Raw genomic sequence first — 16232 nt, forward strand, 5'->3', positions numbered from 1 at the left:
TTTTCAGCGTTCATAGTCCATCGCACAAAGGAAGCATTATGGTTATTTATGAAACGAATCTAGTCATCCAACCCGTTATCTATGACCGCTATATCCATTGGCTTCATAGCCATATCAAAGAACTACTCTCTTTGCCAGGCTTTTATTCAGCGCAACTCCTCCATGAATTATCGTCAGAGGCTGATTATTACGAGCACCGCTGCACTATTGTTTATAAAATCGACTCCATGAAGACACTGGACTATTTTTTCACTCACCATGCAAGTAAAGTTCAACACGATAACCCTATCGACTTTCCCGAGGGAATCAGCAGCAATTATCGTGTTTTTGAAGTATCAACAGAAGTGGTTAATCACTAAAATAAAAAGCGGTATGTCTCACCGTACTACCCGCATATGATAGTACGGAGCCTAGCTTTCTTCTGTATGATGAAGGGTGTGGCATCAACGAGGTATTATCAGGAATGAGTCACTCGAGGACGCCCTTCTATTATGCTAGATAAAGCGCCTGTTGTTGATACGATATCAGTCATATCAAAACCTGCTTTATCAAATAAATCTTTAAAATCCTTTTCCGTTCGTTGTTTTCCTGATAAGTAAATCATCATTTCAACGTCTCTTAATTTCTCTCTTATGCCAGAATCATCCGTTGGTACAACCACATCGATCACTAACAATTTAGCTTTATTGTGCATTTGTAGTCGACAATTGCTTAAAATCTTAACGGCTTTGTCATCATCCCAGTTATGCAATACTTTACGCATTAAATAAACGTCCCCACCACTTGGTACGGATTTGAAAAAATCGGTAGGTATAAATTGGCAGCGTTCACTTAAACCTCGATTGGTTAGTTTTTCTTTTGCTACTGCTAAAACTTCCTCTCTATCAGCAAGAATACCTTTAATATTAATATTTTTTTCTAAGATTCCGCCGATCAGGCCACCTTCCCCTGAACCAATATCAACTAATGTATTAACATCGCTGGGGTTAAAGTTATTAATAATATTATTCAAATCAATATTGGTCAGATTGTCCATCGCCTTACCAAAAAGAGCTTCATCATCAGGATTGTCATGTAAATGTGTATATAAGCCAGACTGGAAAATTGTATCAAATGCTGTTTTGCCGCTTTTGACAGAATCAAATAAGGCCCCTTGAGGTTTCCATCCCATATGCCCAGCATTTAACATAGAAATATAACGTAAACTATCTTTGTGGTCAGAGAGAAGAAACTGACTCATTGGTGTCAACTCATATTTATGATCTGAACTCTCTCCGAAGACTCCAAGCGCAACTAACGGCCTCATCAAACGATATAGCGATTGAGTATCAGCCTCTACTTTAGAAGCTAACTCATTTATGTTTAATGGCTGATCTTTAAGCATATCAGCAATACCTAACTTTGCAGCAACTCCAACAAGTTGGCCGGCAAGAGAGACCAGAGTAAAATCTATCATTTGTTCTTTGGGATTGTTATTTCCCATAAAATTTTCTTTATTCACTTTATTACCCTTACATCGAGGTGATCTCGACCAATTGACAAATAGTTAACAACACGACTTCACTACTATAGCATTAATTTAGTTGAGCTTGACCCCTACCAACTCGCTTAAGCCCAAATTTGAAAATTTCTCTTCATAATCCAGTGTATGCATTTGAATAGGTATAACGATAGCTATTGCGCTATCTTTAACAACAAGGTTGTTGATCCTACCATTGTGCATATATAGCTAAAAATAGAAGGTTTCTTCTCTGCCTTTGCACTGCTGGATTCATATTCTCCATTCTAACCACCCCCTCTTATGCAGTTATGGTTAGAGTAGGCTAGTTTAGTGAATGCCGCATTAATTCACTGTGGACTCATATAGTTTGCCAGCCTAAAACCACATGTTAGATATAGTATCGAATACATCCATCAACTAAAAACTATAACTGCCAACAAATAGGTTCTTTACCTTGCATTGCTAATAGTTGATTCGTTTTTGAGAAGTGCCGACAGCCTAGAAAACCACGGTGAGCCGATAAAGGCGATGGGTGCGGAGCGCTTAAAATATGGTGTTTATTTGCATCAATCAACCTTGCTTTTGACTTGGCCACACTGCCCCAACACAAAAAAAGCAATCCCTTCTTTTAACTGGCTTAAATATGAAATTGCAGCATCGGTTAACTCTTCCCAACCCTGACCTCGATGAGAGTAAGCTTCACTATGGCGTACTGTTAACACGCTATTTAATAATAATACGCCTTGCTTGGCCCAACCTTCTAAGTAGCCGTGGCCGGGGTGTTGAAAAGCGACATCGCTATTCAGCTCTTTATACATATTGTTTAACGAAGGGGGGACTCGCACCTCAGGCATGACTGAGAACGACAAACCATGAGCCTGACCCGGACCATGATAAGGATCTTGACCTAAGATAACGACTTTCACCTGATCAAAAGGCGTTAAATTAAATGCTGAAAAAATATGTGAACCTTTCGGGTAAACCGTTTTACCCAACTGCTTTTCGTTTTGCAGAAATTCTTTAAGCTTATGCATGTAAGGCTGCTTAAATTCATTAGCAAGAACTTTTTTCCACGATGCTTCTAGTTTTGGTGATAATGCTGTGCTCACAATGGCCCCCTTATTAAGGCTATTATTGTAAGCAAAATATTTGAAAAAATTAAGGGTCTTCTAGATAAATATCGATAGTCGCGCGCCGGTTCAATGCACGTCCACTGCGTGTTGAGTTATTAGCAACCGCCTGGCCAACGCCATAGGCACGTACAACCAACTTTTTAGTATCAAATTTCATATCTTCGACGATAAACTTACGTAACGCCTTTGCTCTGTCTATAGATAGGTATTTGTTATATAAGTAATTACCTGCATAATCAGCATAACCTTTAATCACAATACGACGAATCTTTGGCTTCATGACTTTAAAATACTCTTTAATACGCTCTAACTTATAACGCTGATCTTTCAAGATACGTCGATCATTTACGCCAAAATAAATCACCGTGTGCTCGATATCAACAAAAGTAAAAGGCAGAATTTTCTTGCCACAAGTTAAATATTTTGTATACGCCTTGCTAAAATTAACCGGTGAAATCTTCACCGTCACCTTTTGACCATTCCCTAACCAGGACGCATAAGAGAATATTGGCGCATAACCTTGCGCGAGACTATTTAACATCCTTCTTGCCGTCATCGTGCCAAAACGAAAAGGCTCATAACCTTGGGACATTTTTGTCTGGTCATTCAAGAGTAAAGGCTCAGGGGCACGCCAGCCTGGTGAGCCTGTCGTTAAAGTCACTGGTTCTTTTCGTGAGGGACCAATCTGTGTGTCCAACACAAAAGATTGCAAACGGCCGGTGCGCATCTCGAACACGGCTTGGCCATAATTTGGAATATCATGCGTTAAGCGGCAAAAGCCAAGCTCCTCACTAAACTCCCATTTTACGCTATCCAGTGGCGCTTGATAGTTGACTGGAGCAAGTCCATGCACCTGCGCAGCAATCAGTAAAGATAAAAGTATTGAAACCAGCCCACTGTATCGCATTACACCTCCTTGCCCTAACCTAACGATAAAGAGCAAGAACGGTGCCAAAACGAGTCAACTAAATCAAAATATTAAGCAGGACTGTCTATATCAATGTATACATGCTCGATACCATAATGATCTTGCACGTGCTTTCCTACGGCCTGCACACCATAGCGTTCTGTTGCATGATGACCTGCTGCAAAAAAGTGCACGCCAAGCTCACGCGCTAAATGTACCACCGGCTCCGAGATCTCCCCAGTAACATAGGCATCAGCCTTAACCTTTGCGGCCGCTTCGATAAAGCTTTCTGCGGCACCCGTACACCAGGCTACTGTTTTAATTGGGTGATTTCCGGCTTCTACAACAATCGGCTCTCGTAATAAATGTTGGTGCAATAAACCAGAAAACTCTTCGATCTGCATCGGTTTTTTTAAATGGCCGACATTACCAATCGCAGGCTTTACATCCACAGGAAGCGTATCGGTAATTTCTAGCCCTAAACGCTCAGCAAGCATAGCATTATTACCATATTTTTCATGGCCATCTAAAGGCAGATGATAAGCAATTAAGCTAATATCATGCTCTAGCAACTTCTTTAGACGCTGATATTTAATACCTGTCACACAAGGTGATTCTGACTTCCAGAAAAAACCATGATGAACTAATACTGCATCCGCTTGTTTATTCACCGCTTCATCAATCAAAGCTTGAGTCGCTGTCACTCCTGTCACCAGGCGCTTCACTTCTTTTTACCTTCAACTTGCAAGCCATTTGGGGCGTAATCTTTAAACAACTTCGCCTCTAATAATTCATCTAAATGCTCAACTAACTCAAATAACGCAACCATCTTAATATTCCTCAGCGACTCGACTGACACGGGCACCTAAATTTAATAGTTTTTCTTCAATACATTCATAACCACGATCAATATGATTCACTTCATCGATACGCGTTTCACCTTGTGCTGCCAATGCCGCCAACACTAGACTTGCAGAAGCACGTAAATCCGTCGCTTTAACCGGCACCCCATACAAAGAACGACCCCCTTTGCACACGGCAGTATTACCATTAATATTGACCTCAGCCCCCAATACGTTGCAGTTCGGGGACATGCATAAAGCGGTTTTCAAAAATAGTCTCAGTAATCGTAGACACTCCCTCTGCGACCGCGTTTAAGACCATCATTTGTGCCTGCATATCCGTTGGAAAACCCGGATAGGGTGCGGTTTTAATATTCACCGGCTTTAGTACAGAGTTGCGCATGTCCAAACTCACCCAACCTTCTCCCGATGCAATCACCGCTCCAGCTTCTTGCAATTTAGACAAGATAGCGCCCAAGCTTTTAACACAGACATTTTCAAGACGTACAAAACCACCGGTAATCGCCGCAGCGACCAAGTAAGTCCCGGCTTCTATCCGATCAGGCAGCACTGAATAATCACCGCCATGCAAAGAAGGTACACCTTCAATTTGAATCTCTTTAGTCCCAGCCCCTGAAACTTTAGCCCCCATTCTATTTAAAAAATTGGCTAAATCTTCCACTTCTGGCTCACATGCGGCATTTTCAATATGTGTCACCCCTTCTGCCAATACCGCAGCCATCATTAAATTCTCAGTCCCGGTTACCGTCACAGTTGAGAGATTTAAGTGGGCTCCCTTTAACCTGCCATGGGTTCTCGCGCTGATATAACCTTGATTAAGCTCAATCTCAGCACCCATTGCCCTTAAGCCCTCGATATGTAAATCAATGGGCCTTGCGCCAATTGCACAGCCTCCAGGTAAAGCCACTTGAGCCTGATGGAAGCGTGACAATAAAGGCCCTAATACCAAGACGGAAGCCCGCATCGCTTTAACTAACTCATAAGGTGCGGTAAAGCGTTTGATCTCTCCTGGGTCAACGATGATTTGCATCTCCGCGCCGATAGTAATTCCCACACCCATTTGGCCCAGTAATTCGACCATGGTCGTAACATCACGTAAATGTGGAATATTACGAACAATAACCGGGTCTTTACTCAATAATGATGCTGCTAAAATGGGAAGTACGGCATTCTTCGCCCCAGACACTCGAATGCTACCGACTAATGGGCTTCCCCCTTGAATCACGAGCTGATTCATGATGCCTCCTCAACAAATAAAGGGGGCAAGCCCCCTTTATTTTCTTGCCTAATTTTTATACTTAATATTCGTCAGATTCTTCGCCCCACTCCTTTGGAGTGTAGGTCTTAATGTTTACTGCGTGCAACTCACCCGAGGTAATTTCATCCATTAATGCGGCATAGACAAGCTGTTGTCTTTTCAGCTTTGAAAGCCCCGAAAAGCAGTCTCCTACTACAACGACTTGAAAGTGACGGCCATCACCTTCAACAAAAACTCGAACATTATCGAGTCGAGCCATGACAAGCTGTTCGATTTCTTCAGCTGTTTTCATTATTCCACCCCAAGTAAAAACTAAAACGTGCTTAATTTAATAAGCTAATTTAATATTTATAATTCTAAAATCGAGCTGACTCGATTCACTTCAGCCAAAGCCAATAACCTGTTCGGCGGTTTAGTATAAGCAATCACTAAATCATGAGTCTTTGCCCATTTTTTCCAAGCGACTAACAGCCCCAAACCCGCAGAATCTAGCTCGGTAACTTTAGATAAGTCAACACAAAAAGAATGCTCAACTTTCTCAAATAACCGTAAGCTCTGCTGCCAAAGTGTGTTCACTGTTTCAAAAGCAATGCTACCGGCCAATTCAAAGCCTTCTGCGGTTTGAGTTAATCGGCTTGCTTTTTTGTCAGCAGCCTGTTGATTTGAAGCCATAACCATAACTTAAGATGTACTCACTGGCTTTTTCAACGCCTTAATCAAATCATCAACGCCATTTTGTTTAACGAACGGTCTAAACTGACTGCTGAAACTTTGCACGACACTGACGCCACTGGCAATCACATCAAACACTTTCCAGCCGGTTGGTGTTTTTACCATAGAGAACGTCACCTCTAAAGGCTGTCCCTCACCAAAGATCATCGTTTTAATGTTCACGGTCTCCTTACCATCGCGCTGATTCACATTGGCCGCAAGTCCACCACGCAGCGGGAAAACCTTAATACGCTGGTTATTGTAGTTTTTCAAAATAGCAGAATACGTCGTAATTAAGCGCGCCTTAAACGCATCGAGTAACTCTTGCTGTTTATTAACCGAAATCCCTCGCCACTCTGGCCCAAGAACTTGCTTCAGCATAAAACGTAAATCCGCCTTCGGCAGCAGGCTTGCGTTCACAATACTCTCTAATGATTCACCCGCTAATGCTTGGCTTTTCTTCAAATGGCTCAGTTGAACATTTAATTCATTCACGGTAGCTTGAATGACTGCTCGTGGACCCATCTGCGCTGTCGCCTGATCGGATTGAGTTTTTGCTGCAAACCCAGTATTTACTAAAAATGCGAAAGTACAGAATACAACCGCCCATGCTGCTTTTATAGATCGCATAGATCACCCCTTACCTCGTTATTTTTTTGACCTTGCCACCGACAAAATTAGAAATCAAAGAATCTAACCCGACAGGTGGATAGGTCGTGGTAATCTTACCACCATTCGCTAAATAGTGCTCACTGTAGCCTGGACTGATCATCACATAGTTATCACCCAAAATACCTGCACTACGCACACTTGCTGAACTATCATCAGGAATATTTTTAATATTGCCTTGAATCTGAAAAGTTACTTTTGCCTGATAAGTCACAGGATCTAGCTTAATTCCTGCTACTTTACCGACTAAAACGCCCGCGATTCTCACCGGTGCACCTTTTTTCAAGTCACCCACCGTTGAAAACGTTGCATTGACATCATAATTTTTCTGACCAAAGTCTGCGAATTGAATGCCACTGATTTGCAACACTAAAATAAATAAACCTGCGATTCCCAATAGGACAAAAAGCCCAACCCATGTTTCTAACCACTTGTTCATGAGCCGCCCCCAAACATAATTGCTGTTAAGATAAAATCCACTGCCAATACGGCAAGTGATGAATAAATTACGGTTCTTGTTGTCGCCCGTGCCACACCTTCTGCTGTCGGCGGTGCAACATAACCCTGATAGACGGCCACCCAGGTAACCACTAAACCAAAAGCCATGCTTTTAATGACACCGTTTAAGATATCAGCTTGCCAGGAAACAGACGCTTGCATATTGCCCCAGAACGATGAGCCATTCACGCCCAGCCAGTCAACACCGACCCAGTAGCCACCATAAATAGCAACAACATTCAAAAATAATCGCCAAAATGGGTAAGGATATTTGACCCCCCCAAAAACGCGCGGCAATCACATAACGTAAAGGGTCAACCCCCATCATCTCTAGGCTCGAAAGTTGCTCTGTTGTTTTCATCAAACCAATTTCAGAAGCGATCGAGCTACCGGCACGCCCAGCAAAAAGCAAAGCAGACACGACAGGCCCCAACTCACGCACAATACTCAAAGCAATTAATTGGCCAAGTGCCTCACTCGCACCAAAACGCGATAACGTATAATAACCTTGTAAAGATAACACCATACCGACAAATGCCGCAGAGACGACAATAATCGATAAGGACAAAAAGCCGGAGTTATAAATCTGTTTAACCACAAGGCCAGGGCGTACTGAACCAAAAATGACGCGTAGTAAAAACAACGTCGCCGCCCCAAGGCTTTGACAACGGACAATCCCCCAACGGCCTAAGCGTTGTATAACCAAGCTTAGCCTCCTATTAAATCTTGTTCATATGGCACTGCAGGGTAGTGAAACGCCACCGGCCCATCCGCAACACCTTGCAAAAACTGTTGCACCAAAGGTGAGTCACTTCGTTGCAATACATCTGGAGAACCATAACCGATGACTTGACCGTTCGCAATAATATAAATTTCATCGGCAATCGCCAATACATCATCCACATCATGAGAAACCAAAATACTCGTCAGGCCCAAGGCATCATTCAGCTCACGAATTAACTTAACGATAACACCTTTAGCAACCGGGTCCAAACCAGTAAAAGGCTCATCATAAAGCACTAATTGAGGGTCAAAAGCAATCGCCCGTGCCAGCGCAACACGACGGGCCATCCCACCTGAGAGCTCGGTCGGCATCAAATCACGTGCCCCACGTAAGCCTACCGCTTCAAGCTTCATGAGCGCAATCTCATAAAGCACCTCTTCTGCTAAATCGGTATGCTCTCTTAATGGAAAAACAACATTTTCATAAACAGAAATATCGGTGAATAAACCGCCTTGCTGAAATAGCATGCCAATATCACGACGCAATGCATAAAGCTCTTTACGTTTTAATGTCGCAATATCTCGGCCAAAGAGCTTAACGCTCCCCTGATTGGGCTGGATTTGCCCGCCAATTAAGCGCAATAGCGTCGTTTTCCCCGTACCACTTGGCCCCATCACCGCAATCACTTTCCCCTTGGGGAATTTTAGTGATGCGCCGCGAAATATTTGTCGATGACCCACTTGGTAATGCACATCATTGACTTCGACTAGGCACTCATCTGCCATCTTGCAGGCCCTTCATCTTTGTTTTAAAGTTCCCATTTTATGATTTTACAAAATAGATTAGAATACCTACAACTAAAAAAAGTCGCGACGGGCCACTAGGTAATTATGATGCAGCAGTACTCAGATCAAGAACTTTGTCAACTAGGTCAAGAGGTTATTACCACTGAAATTCGCAGTTTACAGCCTTTAATCAATCGCATCGATCATAATTTTATTCAAGCAATAAAGATTCTGTTAAGCTGTAAGGGCCGCATTGTGGTCACAGGCATGGGTAAATCCGGTCATATTGGTAATAAAATCGCCGCCACAATGGCAAGCACAGGCAGCCCCGCTTTTTTTGTTCACCCCGGTGAAGCCGGTCACGGCGATTTAGGAATGATCCAGTCTGATGATGTCGTGCTCGCCATTTCTTATTCAGGCAATAGCAGCGAGATATTAACCTTAACACCACACTTTAATCACTTAAAGGTTCCACTGATCACCATGACAGGCAGCCCAAACTCTGAGCTTGCGCGCCAATCCGTAGCTCACTTAGATATCAGTATCACTCAAGAAGCTTGCCCATTAGGCTTAGCTCCAACCTCTAGCACCACAGCGACTTTGGTCATGGGTGATGCCTTAGCAGTTACCTTGTTAAAAGCGCGTGGCTTTACTGAAAAAGACTTTGCTTTTTCTCACCCTTCAGGGCGCTTAGGTCGACGTTTATTGCTTGAAGTTACCGACCTCATGCATACTGGAACCGAAATTCCGAAAGTAAGCTCAGGCGTCAGTCTAAGCGACGCACTCTTAGAAATATCTGACAAACGCCTCGGCATGACGACCATCATTGACCACCAAGATAGACTATTAGGCATCTTTACCGATGGTGATTTGCGACGCACCTTACACAAAAATATCGATATTAACAGTGCACCAATTGATGATGTTATGGGCAAAAGCCCCAAAACGGTCTGTGCAAAAATGCTGGCGATTGACTGCCTGCACCTCATGGAAGAAAGTAAAATCACCTCTTTAGTCGTCACTGATGAAAAAAAGCAAGTGTGTGGTGTGATTCATATGCATGACCTATTACAAGCGGGGTTACTATAAGCCCTTATGCTTAGGCAAACATTTTTCTCCAGCCTGCTGCTTTTATTGTTCGCAGGCCTTTCAAGCTGGCTGGTCATAGAAACCAGCCGACCCAACTCTAATTCTGCGAATCAAGGGGTGACCCAAGACGCCAAAGCAAGCGATATTACTGTTGCGACCTTCACAGCAGAGGGCGCCCTACGCTATATTATTACCTCACCCACCGCCAAGCATTTTGATAACAATACCTCCACAATAACAACACCTCACCTCACTGTCCTCGCAAAAACAGGGAGTAATTGGTCAGCTGATGCCAAACTTGCGACAGTCAAAAATAACATCATCCATTTAACCGGCAACGTCCGTCTCAACCGACCGGCCTCTAAACTCAACCAAGCGGTATTGCTAACAACTTCTTTATTAAACTTTAACATCGATAAAAATCTGGCCACCAGTTCTGAAAAGGTCACTGTTTCAGAGCCTGGCACCAGCAACTATATTCAAGGCACAGGGTTACGTGCAGACCTTAACAAAGGAACTGTTCAACTTCTAAAACAGGTTCGTTCGCATTATGAAATCAATTAAATTTTACTCTGTTATCAGCTCATTTGCTTGCTTAGGCATTGGTGTTAGCATCAGCTTAGCTCCTTTAGCCAGCTATGCGCTGTCAACTTCGACCACAGATAGTCAGCAAGCCATAAAAGTGACGAGTAATACATTTTGGGCCAATAATATCAAGGGCATTGCTATTTATAGCGGCAATGTCATCGCTGACCAAGGCAGTCGTCACCTCACCGGTAGCAAACTCACTTTATATCGAGATAATCAAGGCCAAGTCAAGAAAATCATCGCAACAGGTCACCCCGCTAAATTTCGTTACAAGCCCAAAGATAAATTAATGACAGCAGAAGCAGAGACGATCACAGTTTATCCACAGACACATAAAGTTGACCTTGATGGCAAAGCAAAACTAACTCAAGCCGGTGATACTTTCTCAGCACCACAAATTTTTTCATAATACTAAAACCCAAATACTGACGACTCCAGAGTCTAAACAAGGTCGCAGTCATATGGTCATTGAACCTAAGCAAGCAACACCTTCAACACAAAAGGCAAAACCATGACAGTTGCCAGCCTAAAAGCCCATCAGATTGCTAAGCGCTATAAAGGCCGTTGGGTCGCCGAAGATATTTCTTTACACGTAAATCAAGGTGAAGTCGTTGGCCTACTCGGCCCCAATGGCGCAGGAAAAACAACCTCGTTTTACATGATGGTTGGCCTCGTTGCTTGTGACCAAGGTGAGATCTATATTGATCAAACTGAAATCACTGATTGGCCTATTCACAAACGCGCACAAATGGGCATTAGCTACTTACCTCAAGAAGCGTCTATTTTCAGACATCTGACTGTCAGCCAAAATATTTTGGCTATCCTAGAGTTACAAGCTGGCCTATCCAAGCAAGAGCGCCAACAAAAGCTCGCGAGTTTACTTGATGAGCTCAACATAGATCACATCAAAAACAATCCCGGTATTAGCCTTTCTGGCGGTGAACGGCGACGTGTCGAAATTGCTCGGGCGCTGGCAACAAACCCTAAATTTATTTTACTTGATGAGCCCTTTGCAGGCGTCGATCCTATTTCTATTACTGACATTAAAGAAAGCATCTTTCACCTTAAGGATCGCAACATTGGCGTATTGATTACCGACCATAATGTTCGTGAAACCTTGGATATCTGTGAGCGGGCTTATATTGTCAATGCCGGCCATATTATCGCAACAGACACGCCCGAGAACATCCTCACTGATCCTAATGTCAGACGTTATTACCTCGGTGATGAATTTCGTCTTTAACATTTCTTAGCAGCTTACTGATCTCAATAGTAAATTAAAAATACTAGCCAGTTTACTTACTTTCCAAGTAAGCAAGCTGGCCTATTTCGTCTTACACTGAAATTAAGGTGAATCAGACGTTCACGGATGATGTGAAGCGATGAAACAATCTCTTCAACTGCGTTTACATCAGCAGTTAACCATGACTCCTCAACTGCAGCAAGCCATTCGCTTATTGCAACTCTCCAATGTTGAGCTGCAACAAGAAATTCAAAAAGTGCTCGATAGCAACCCGATGCTTGAGGTCAAAAGCGAATCTGATAGCGGTAACACAACGCTTAAAGAATCTATTCAAGAAGCAGTCTCTCTTAATAGCTCAACAACCCCCTGGCAAGGTGTTAACAATACACGTTCCAGCGCTCCCTATAACGATTTTGATTTTTTCCAAAATTATGCCAAAAGCCATTCACTGCATGAACAATTACTCTGGCAAATTAATATTAGCTCACTGTCAGATGATGAAACCATCATCGCTCACGCATTGCTTGATGGTTTAGATAACAGCGGCTTTTTGCAAACCTCTTTAAAAGAAGTTCAACAATTAGTCAATCAACAATTAGCCGAAATAGAAATCGAAGAAATTGAGGCCGTGCTTTATTTTCTGCAACACCTAGAACCCACAGGTGTTTTTGCACGCAGTTTACAAGAATCTCTACAGTTGCAACTTGCGCAACTCGCAGAAGAAACCCCTTACAAATCGGCCGCCCTAGCCTTGATTCAAAAAGACTTAGAGCATTTATCTCAATACAACCTTAAGCAACTTGCCAAACAGCTTAAAATCAGTACAGAAGAGCTTTCTGGCGCCATCGAACTTGTCCAGTCTCTAAGCTCATCTCCGGCAGATCAACTCGATTATAATGACGTGGAATATGTCACTCCTGATATTCTCGTTCGCAAAGTCAAAGGCCGTTGGCAGGCCGAACTCAATACAGCAACCTTGCCACAACTACGCATTAACAGTATTTATTCAAATATGGTCCGCACGAACCAAACAGATCGTGACAGTGCATTTTTTAAAGATAACCTACAAGAAGCTCGCTGGTTTCTAAAAAGTATTCAGTCCCGTAATGAAACCCTATTAAAAGTCGCTAATTGTATTGTCCAAGAGCAATATGATTTTTTCGAACAAGGTGAAGAAGGCATGAAGCCTCTTGTGCTACAACACATTGCCCAAGCGATAGACATGCATGAGTCAACGGTATCACGCGTGACGACGCAAAAGTATATGCTCACTCCGCGCGGTGTTTTTGAGCTTAAATATTTTTTCTCATCACACATTAACAGCCACGATGGCAACCCCTACTCCTCTACAGCAATTCGTGCTTTAATAAAGAAAATTATTGCAGGTGAAAACCCGAAAAAGCCACTGAGTGATAATAAGGTTGCACTACTGCTACAGGAACAAGGTATTGATATTGCAAGACGTACAGTCGCAAAATACCGCGAAGCGATGAACATCCCACCATCTAAAGAGCGCAAACGCTTGTTATAGAGGAGCACTACATGGAAATTAACATTACAGCCCGCCACCTAGAACTAACTGACCCACTCAACGATTACGTCAATGAAAAACTAGCTCGCTTAGAGCGCCATTTTAACCATATTACCAGTATTCATGTGACGCTTAGTGTTGAAAAGTTAAAACAACGAGCTGAAGCGAATTTAACAGTACCAGGCGACCAAATTGTCGTAAAGTCCGCTCATGATAAAGACATGTACGCCGCCATCGATGATATGGCTAAAACATTAGATAGCAACCTTATTCGTTACAAAGAAAAGATTCAAAATAAAAAGCCAAATATCAATTACAAGTAGAAAAATAAATCTAAAATGGCGCTGTTAATTAAATAGCAGCGCCATTTTTAATTCCAATAGCGATTTTATTATTCAAATAAAAATAATTGTAAAATGATTAATTGTAAATTTAAAAGTAGAAAAGTAAGTTCAGATAACTTAAGCTTAAAACACAACAACCACCAATAATTGATCAATCTATCAATTATTTCGCACTTCAATACGATTATAAAACTTACAAAAGCATGGAATCACTCTTGTCGAATACACTAACACGTCATATAGTATCCTAATATTAAGAAAACTATAATGTCTACATTCTAGGAGTTGGAAAGCGATGAAACTCATCATTGTTAGCGGACGATCAGGCGCAGGAAAAACCGTCTGCTCACACATTTTAGAGGACTTAGGCTTTCGTTGTATCGATAACCTCCCCATCACCATGCTTGAGCAACTCGCTAGTAATATGCAAGCCACACAAAGTACTCCCACAGCAGTCGGCATTGATGTTAGAAACCAGCTAGATCAACTCAAAAACTTTGAAGCTATTGTCACTAAAATTCGTGAGCTAGGCATCGATGTTGAAGTCATCTTTTTAGATGCTCATGATGAGTCTTTATTACGCCGCTTCAGTGAAACTCGCCGCCGCCACCCACTCAGCACAAACACGGGGCTGACCCTGGCCGACGCATTGCAGCAAGAAACCATATTGCTTGAACCCCTTTCTCGCTGTGCCGATTTAACCGTAGACACCTCTGAATTTAACCTGCATCAATTACGTGACTTTATGCGCCAACGCTTAGGCCAGAGCAATAACAGCACTCTTTCGGTTTTAATCCAGTCCTTTGGTTTTAAGTACGGCACACCAAAAGACAGCGACTTTATTTTCGATGTCCGTTGCTTAAGCAACCCCTACTGGATGCCACACTTACGCGATTATACGGGCAAAGACCCAGCAATCATTGACTATCTGGATCAACAAGATGATGTCCAACACATGTTTAAAGATCTAAAAAACTTTATTAACACTTGGCTGCCGCCGTTTAGTTTAAATAATCGTAGTTACTTAACCATTAGCATCGGTTGTACCGGCGGCATACACAGATCCGTTTATTTAGTCGAAAAACTCACTGCACAAATCAGCAGCGAACACTGTAATTTACAGCATCGCCACCGTGAACTGTTATAGCCTTTAGTCGCCAAAGTGCCAAAAAGCAGTGCTGACACGCCCAAAGATGGCAGCACTGGGCACCAAAGTTATTCCCTTAAACTCGTTAGCAGCGAGAAGTACATGACCTGCTGGCACGAAATACTGATCTGCTCTTTTCTGGCCAGTGGGCAATTTCACTCCACTTACAGCCTCGCCATTGACATAAAGCACTTCGTGAAGTTGGGTAATTTCATCTCCAGGTAAAGCAACCACTTTGCGTATCAGTAATCGCTGATCAAATGCCGCAACCATATCGCCAATTTGAGGCTCAGCCCAACGCCACCATGAACTTTCTGAAAACGGCGACTCTAAACCATAGGCATAACGCGCTAATATCGAAAAATCTCCTCGCGACAGCTCCGGTTGCATTCCATTAGATTTAATATGAATGGGCTGAATAATAAAAAACCGCATGATTAATACAAGCACTAATAGCCAAAATAGCCCACGGGCATAATCCACTAAAAAAGGCGGTCGTCCGGCAATTGCTCCAGCATGCTCGGCTAAGCGCAAGCGAATGGGCCGAACCACAATACGCTCAAGCATTAAAATAAAAACCGCAATACCAAGCAGTACAAATAAGGTTATAGAGTACACACTGGCTCTCCTTCTAAAGGCCCTACCTTTAGTTAAGCAAGAAACATGCAATCTGCCAGCTAAAGCAAACGATACTCTAAAACAGGAAAAAAGCGACGCAACTGCTCTTGCTGATCTAAATCAATCTCAGCACTAAACACACCCTCTTGTTGCTCATCAGCTTCAACCAACACCTTTCCCCATGGGTCAATAATCAAACTATGGCCATAAGTTTTAAATTTATGATGATGCTGACCACACTGATTCGCAGCCAAAACATAACATTGGTTTTCTATTGCTCTTGCTCTTAATAAGGTATGCCAATGGGCTTCGCCTGAGACATAAGTAAAAGCCGCCGGCACTGTGAGTAATTGCGCGCCAGCGCCGACAAGTTGGCGAAATAATTCAGGAAAGCGCAGGTCATAACAAATTGATAAGCCGATATTCGCCAGTGCTGTTTTCGCGGTGATTACTTCTTGCCCTGGCGCAAAAATAGCAGATTCCAGGTGACTCTCTCCCCCCTGGCACATTCACATCAAACAGATGGATTTTATTATAATGGCTGACAAGTCGACCATTTTCATCAAAAACAGGGCAACAGGATAAGATTCTGTCTTTTCGGTGCGAAGATAAAGGAATGGTCC

Annotated in this window: 19 protein-coding genes and 2 pseudogenes; 8 read left to right on the forward strand and 13 right to left on the reverse strand. The window is 42.7% G+C overall.

Annotated features, from left to right (window positions below):
* Positions 1–38 precede the first annotated feature (38 nt).
* On the forward strand, positions 39–359 hold the full coding sequence (locus BGC07_RS05585) for a DUF4286 family protein (protein ID WP_069312294.1): 321 nt from the start codon (positions 39–41) through the stop codon (positions 357–359).
* Between the two features lie 98 nt (positions 360–457).
* On the opposite strand, the gene BGC07_RS05590 is transcribed toward BGC07_RS05585, so the two are convergent.
* From BGC07_RS05590 to BGC07_RS05640, 11 genes and pseudogenes are all read right to left on the reverse strand, one after another.
* Positions 458–1501, reverse strand: coding sequence for a methyltransferase (locus tag BGC07_RS05590; protein WP_069312295.1), 1044 nt, complete (start codon positions 1499–1501; stop codon positions 458–460).
* Positions 1502–2067: 566 nt separating this feature from the next.
* Positions 2068–2610, reverse strand: coding sequence for a uracil-DNA glycosylase (gene ung, locus BGC07_RS05595; RefSeq protein ID WP_449421070.1), 543 nt, complete (start codon positions 2608–2610; stop codon positions 2068–2070).
* A gap of 49 nt (positions 2611–2659) precedes the next feature.
* Positions 2660–3541: a flagellar protein MotY gene (locus BGC07_RS05600; protein WP_069312296.1), complete on the reverse strand. Its 882-nt coding sequence runs from the start codon at positions 3539–3541 to the stop codon at positions 2660–2662.
* 71 nt (positions 3542–3612) lie between these two features.
* A complete protein-coding gene (locus tag BGC07_RS05605; protein ID WP_317135120.1) occupies positions 3613–4266 on the reverse strand; it encodes a Nif3-like dinuclear metal center hexameric protein in 654 nt (217 codons plus the stop codon).
* 105 nt (positions 4267–4371) lie between these two features.
* Positions 4372–5641: pseudogene (murA, locus tag BGC07_RS05610) on the reverse strand (UDP-N-acetylglucosamine 1-carboxyvinyltransferase).
* Positions 5642–5702: 61 nt separating this feature from the next.
* The gene (locus tag BGC07_RS05615) at positions 5703–5954 is read right to left on the reverse strand and encodes a BolA family protein (RefSeq protein WP_069312297.1); all 252 of its coding nucleotides are present in this window, start codon (positions 5952–5954) and stop codon (positions 5703–5705) included.
* A gap of 56 nt (positions 5955–6010) precedes the next feature.
* Positions 6011–6334, reverse strand: a complete 324-nt coding sequence (locus BGC07_RS05620; RefSeq protein ID WP_235602962.1) for an STAS domain-containing protein — start codon at positions 6332–6334, stop codon at positions 6011–6013.
* A gap of 9 nt (positions 6335–6343) precedes the next feature.
* Entirely contained in the window at positions 6344–7003 is a 660-nt protein-coding gene (locus tag BGC07_RS05625) for an MlaC/ttg2D family ABC transporter substrate-binding protein (protein WP_069312299.1), read from the reverse strand.
* Between the two features lie 10 nt (positions 7004–7013).
* Positions 7014–7481 (reverse strand): outer membrane lipid asymmetry maintenance protein MlaD, encoded by a 468-nt coding sequence (gene mlaD / locus BGC07_RS05630; RefSeq protein ID WP_069312300.1) that lies wholly within the window; start codon positions 7479–7481, stop codon positions 7014–7016.
* A pseudogene (mlaE, locus tag BGC07_RS05635) lies at positions 7478–8246 on the reverse strand (lipid asymmetry maintenance ABC transporter permease subunit MlaE). Before mlaE ends, mlaD begins: the two are co-directional and overlap by 4 nt.
* A 2-nt stretch (positions 8247–8248) precedes the next feature.
* Positions 8249–9049 carry an ABC transporter ATP-binding protein gene (locus BGC07_RS05640; protein WP_069312301.1) on the reverse strand — a complete coding sequence of 267 codons (801 nt, stop codon included), beginning with the start codon at positions 9047–9049 and terminating at the stop codon, positions 8249–8251.
* A gap of 108 nt (positions 9050–9157) precedes the next feature.
* Here BGC07_RS05640 and BGC07_RS05645 point away from each other — a divergent pair, with 108 nt between their 5' ends.
* From BGC07_RS05645 to rapZ, 7 genes are all read left to right on the forward strand, one after another.
* Positions 9158–10138 carry a KpsF/GutQ family sugar-phosphate isomerase gene (locus tag BGC07_RS05645; protein WP_069312302.1) on the forward strand — a complete coding sequence of 327 codons (981 nt, stop codon included), beginning with the start codon at positions 9158–9160 and terminating at the stop codon, positions 10136–10138.
* A 6-nt stretch (positions 10139–10144) separates the two neighbouring features.
* Positions 10145–10702: an LPS export ABC transporter periplasmic protein LptC gene (lptC, locus tag BGC07_RS05650; protein WP_069312303.1), complete on the forward strand. Its 558-nt coding sequence runs from the start codon at positions 10145–10147 to the stop codon at positions 10700–10702.
* Complete coding sequence (lptA, locus tag BGC07_RS05655; protein WP_235602963.1) at positions 10689–11135, forward strand: lipopolysaccharide transport periplasmic protein LptA; 447 nt, start codon at positions 10689–10691, stop codon at positions 11133–11135. Before lptC ends, lptA begins: the two co-directional genes overlap by 14 nt.
* Positions 11136–11237: 102 nt before the next feature.
* Positions 11238–11969, forward strand: coding sequence for an LPS export ABC transporter ATP-binding protein (gene lptB / locus BGC07_RS05660; protein ID WP_069312304.1), 732 nt, complete (start codon positions 11238–11240; stop codon positions 11967–11969).
* A 139-nt stretch (positions 11970–12108) separates the two neighbouring features.
* The gene (locus BGC07_RS05665) at positions 12109–13500 is read left to right on the forward strand and encodes an RNA polymerase factor sigma-54 (protein ID WP_069312305.1); all 1392 of its coding nucleotides are present in this window, start codon (positions 12109–12111) and stop codon (positions 13498–13500) included.
* Between the two features lie 11 nt (positions 13501–13511).
* Positions 13512–13823, forward strand: coding sequence for a ribosome hibernation-promoting factor, HPF/YfiA family (gene hpf, locus BGC07_RS05670; protein WP_069312306.1), 312 nt, complete (start codon positions 13512–13514; stop codon positions 13821–13823).
* A gap of 316 nt (positions 13824–14139) precedes the next feature.
* The gene (gene rapZ / locus BGC07_RS05675; protein WP_069312307.1) at positions 14140–14991 is read left to right on the forward strand and encodes an RNase adapter RapZ; all 852 of its coding nucleotides are present in this window, start codon (positions 14140–14142) and stop codon (positions 14989–14991) included.
* A 3-nt stretch (positions 14992–14994) separates the two neighbouring features.
* Here rapZ and lepB read toward each other — a convergent pair whose 3' ends face one another.
* Together lepB and BGC07_RS21875 are read right to left on the reverse strand one after the other, a co-directional pair.
* Entirely contained in the window at positions 14995–15609 is a 615-nt protein-coding gene (gene lepB, locus BGC07_RS05680) for a signal peptidase I (RefSeq protein ID WP_069312308.1), read from the reverse strand.
* A gap of 59 nt (positions 15610–15668) precedes the next feature.
* Complete coding sequence (locus BGC07_RS21875) at positions 15669–16118, reverse strand: nitrilase-related carbon-nitrogen hydrolase (protein ID WP_235602964.1); 450 nt, start codon at positions 16116–16118, stop codon at positions 15669–15671.
* Positions 16119–16232: the final 114 nt, after the last annotated feature.

The sequence above is a fragment of the Piscirickettsia litoralis genome (genome assembly GCF_001720395.1).
GTDB lineage: Bacteria > Pseudomonadota > Gammaproteobacteria > Piscirickettsiales > Piscirickettsiaceae > Piscirickettsia > Piscirickettsia litoralis.

Excerpts from the sequence above, each read along its gene's own strand:
- BGC07_RS05585 (WP_069312294.1), top strand. The coding sequence starts at position 39 with ATGGTTATTTATGAAACGAATCTAGTCATCCAACCCGTTATCTATGAC.
- BGC07_RS05600 (WP_069312296.1), bottom strand. The coding sequence starts at position 3,541 with ATGCGATACAGTGGGCTGGTTTCAATACTTTTATCTTTACTGATTGCT.
- BGC07_RS05615 (WP_069312297.1), bottom strand. The coding sequence starts at position 5,954 with ATGAAAACAGCTGAAGAAATCGAACAGCTTGTCATGGCTCGACTCGAT.
- BGC07_RS05620 (WP_235602962.1), bottom strand. The coding sequence starts at position 6,334 with ATGGCTTCAAATCAACAGGCTGCTGACAAAAAAGCAAGCCGATTAACT.
- BGC07_RS05625 (WP_069312299.1), bottom strand. The coding sequence starts at position 7,003 with ATGCGATCTATAAAAGCAGCATGGGCGGTTGTATTCTGTACTTTCGCA.
- mlaD (WP_069312300.1), bottom strand. The coding sequence starts at position 7,481 with ATGAACAAGTGGTTAGAAACATGGGTTGGGCTTTTTGTCCTATTGGGA.
- BGC07_RS05640 (WP_069312301.1), bottom strand. The coding sequence starts at position 9,049 with ATGGCAGATGAGTGCCTAGTCGAAGTCAATGATGTGCATTACCAAGTG.
- BGC07_RS05645 (WP_069312302.1), top strand. The coding sequence starts at position 9,158 with ATGCAGCAGTACTCAGATCAAGAACTTTGTCAACTAGGTCAAGAGGTT.
- lptC (WP_069312303.1), top strand. The coding sequence starts at position 10,145 with ATGCTTAGGCAAACATTTTTCTCCAGCCTGCTGCTTTTATTGTTCGCA.
- lptA (WP_235602963.1), top strand. The coding sequence starts at position 10,689 with ATGAAATCAATTAAATTTTACTCTGTTATCAGCTCATTTGCTTGCTTA.
- lptB (WP_069312304.1), top strand. The coding sequence starts at position 11,238 with ATGACAGTTGCCAGCCTAAAAGCCCATCAGATTGCTAAGCGCTATAAA.
- BGC07_RS05665 (WP_069312305.1), top strand. The coding sequence starts at position 12,109 with ATGAAACAATCTCTTCAACTGCGTTTACATCAGCAGTTAACCATGACT.
- hpf (WP_069312306.1), top strand. The coding sequence starts at position 13,512 with ATGGAAATTAACATTACAGCCCGCCACCTAGAACTAACTGACCCACTC.
- rapZ (WP_069312307.1), top strand. The coding sequence starts at position 14,140 with ATGAAACTCATCATTGTTAGCGGACGATCAGGCGCAGGAAAAACCGTC.
- BGC07_RS21875 (WP_235602964.1), bottom strand. The coding sequence starts at position 16,118 with ATGTGCCAGGGGGGAGAGAGTCACCTGGAATCTGCTATTTTTGCGCCA.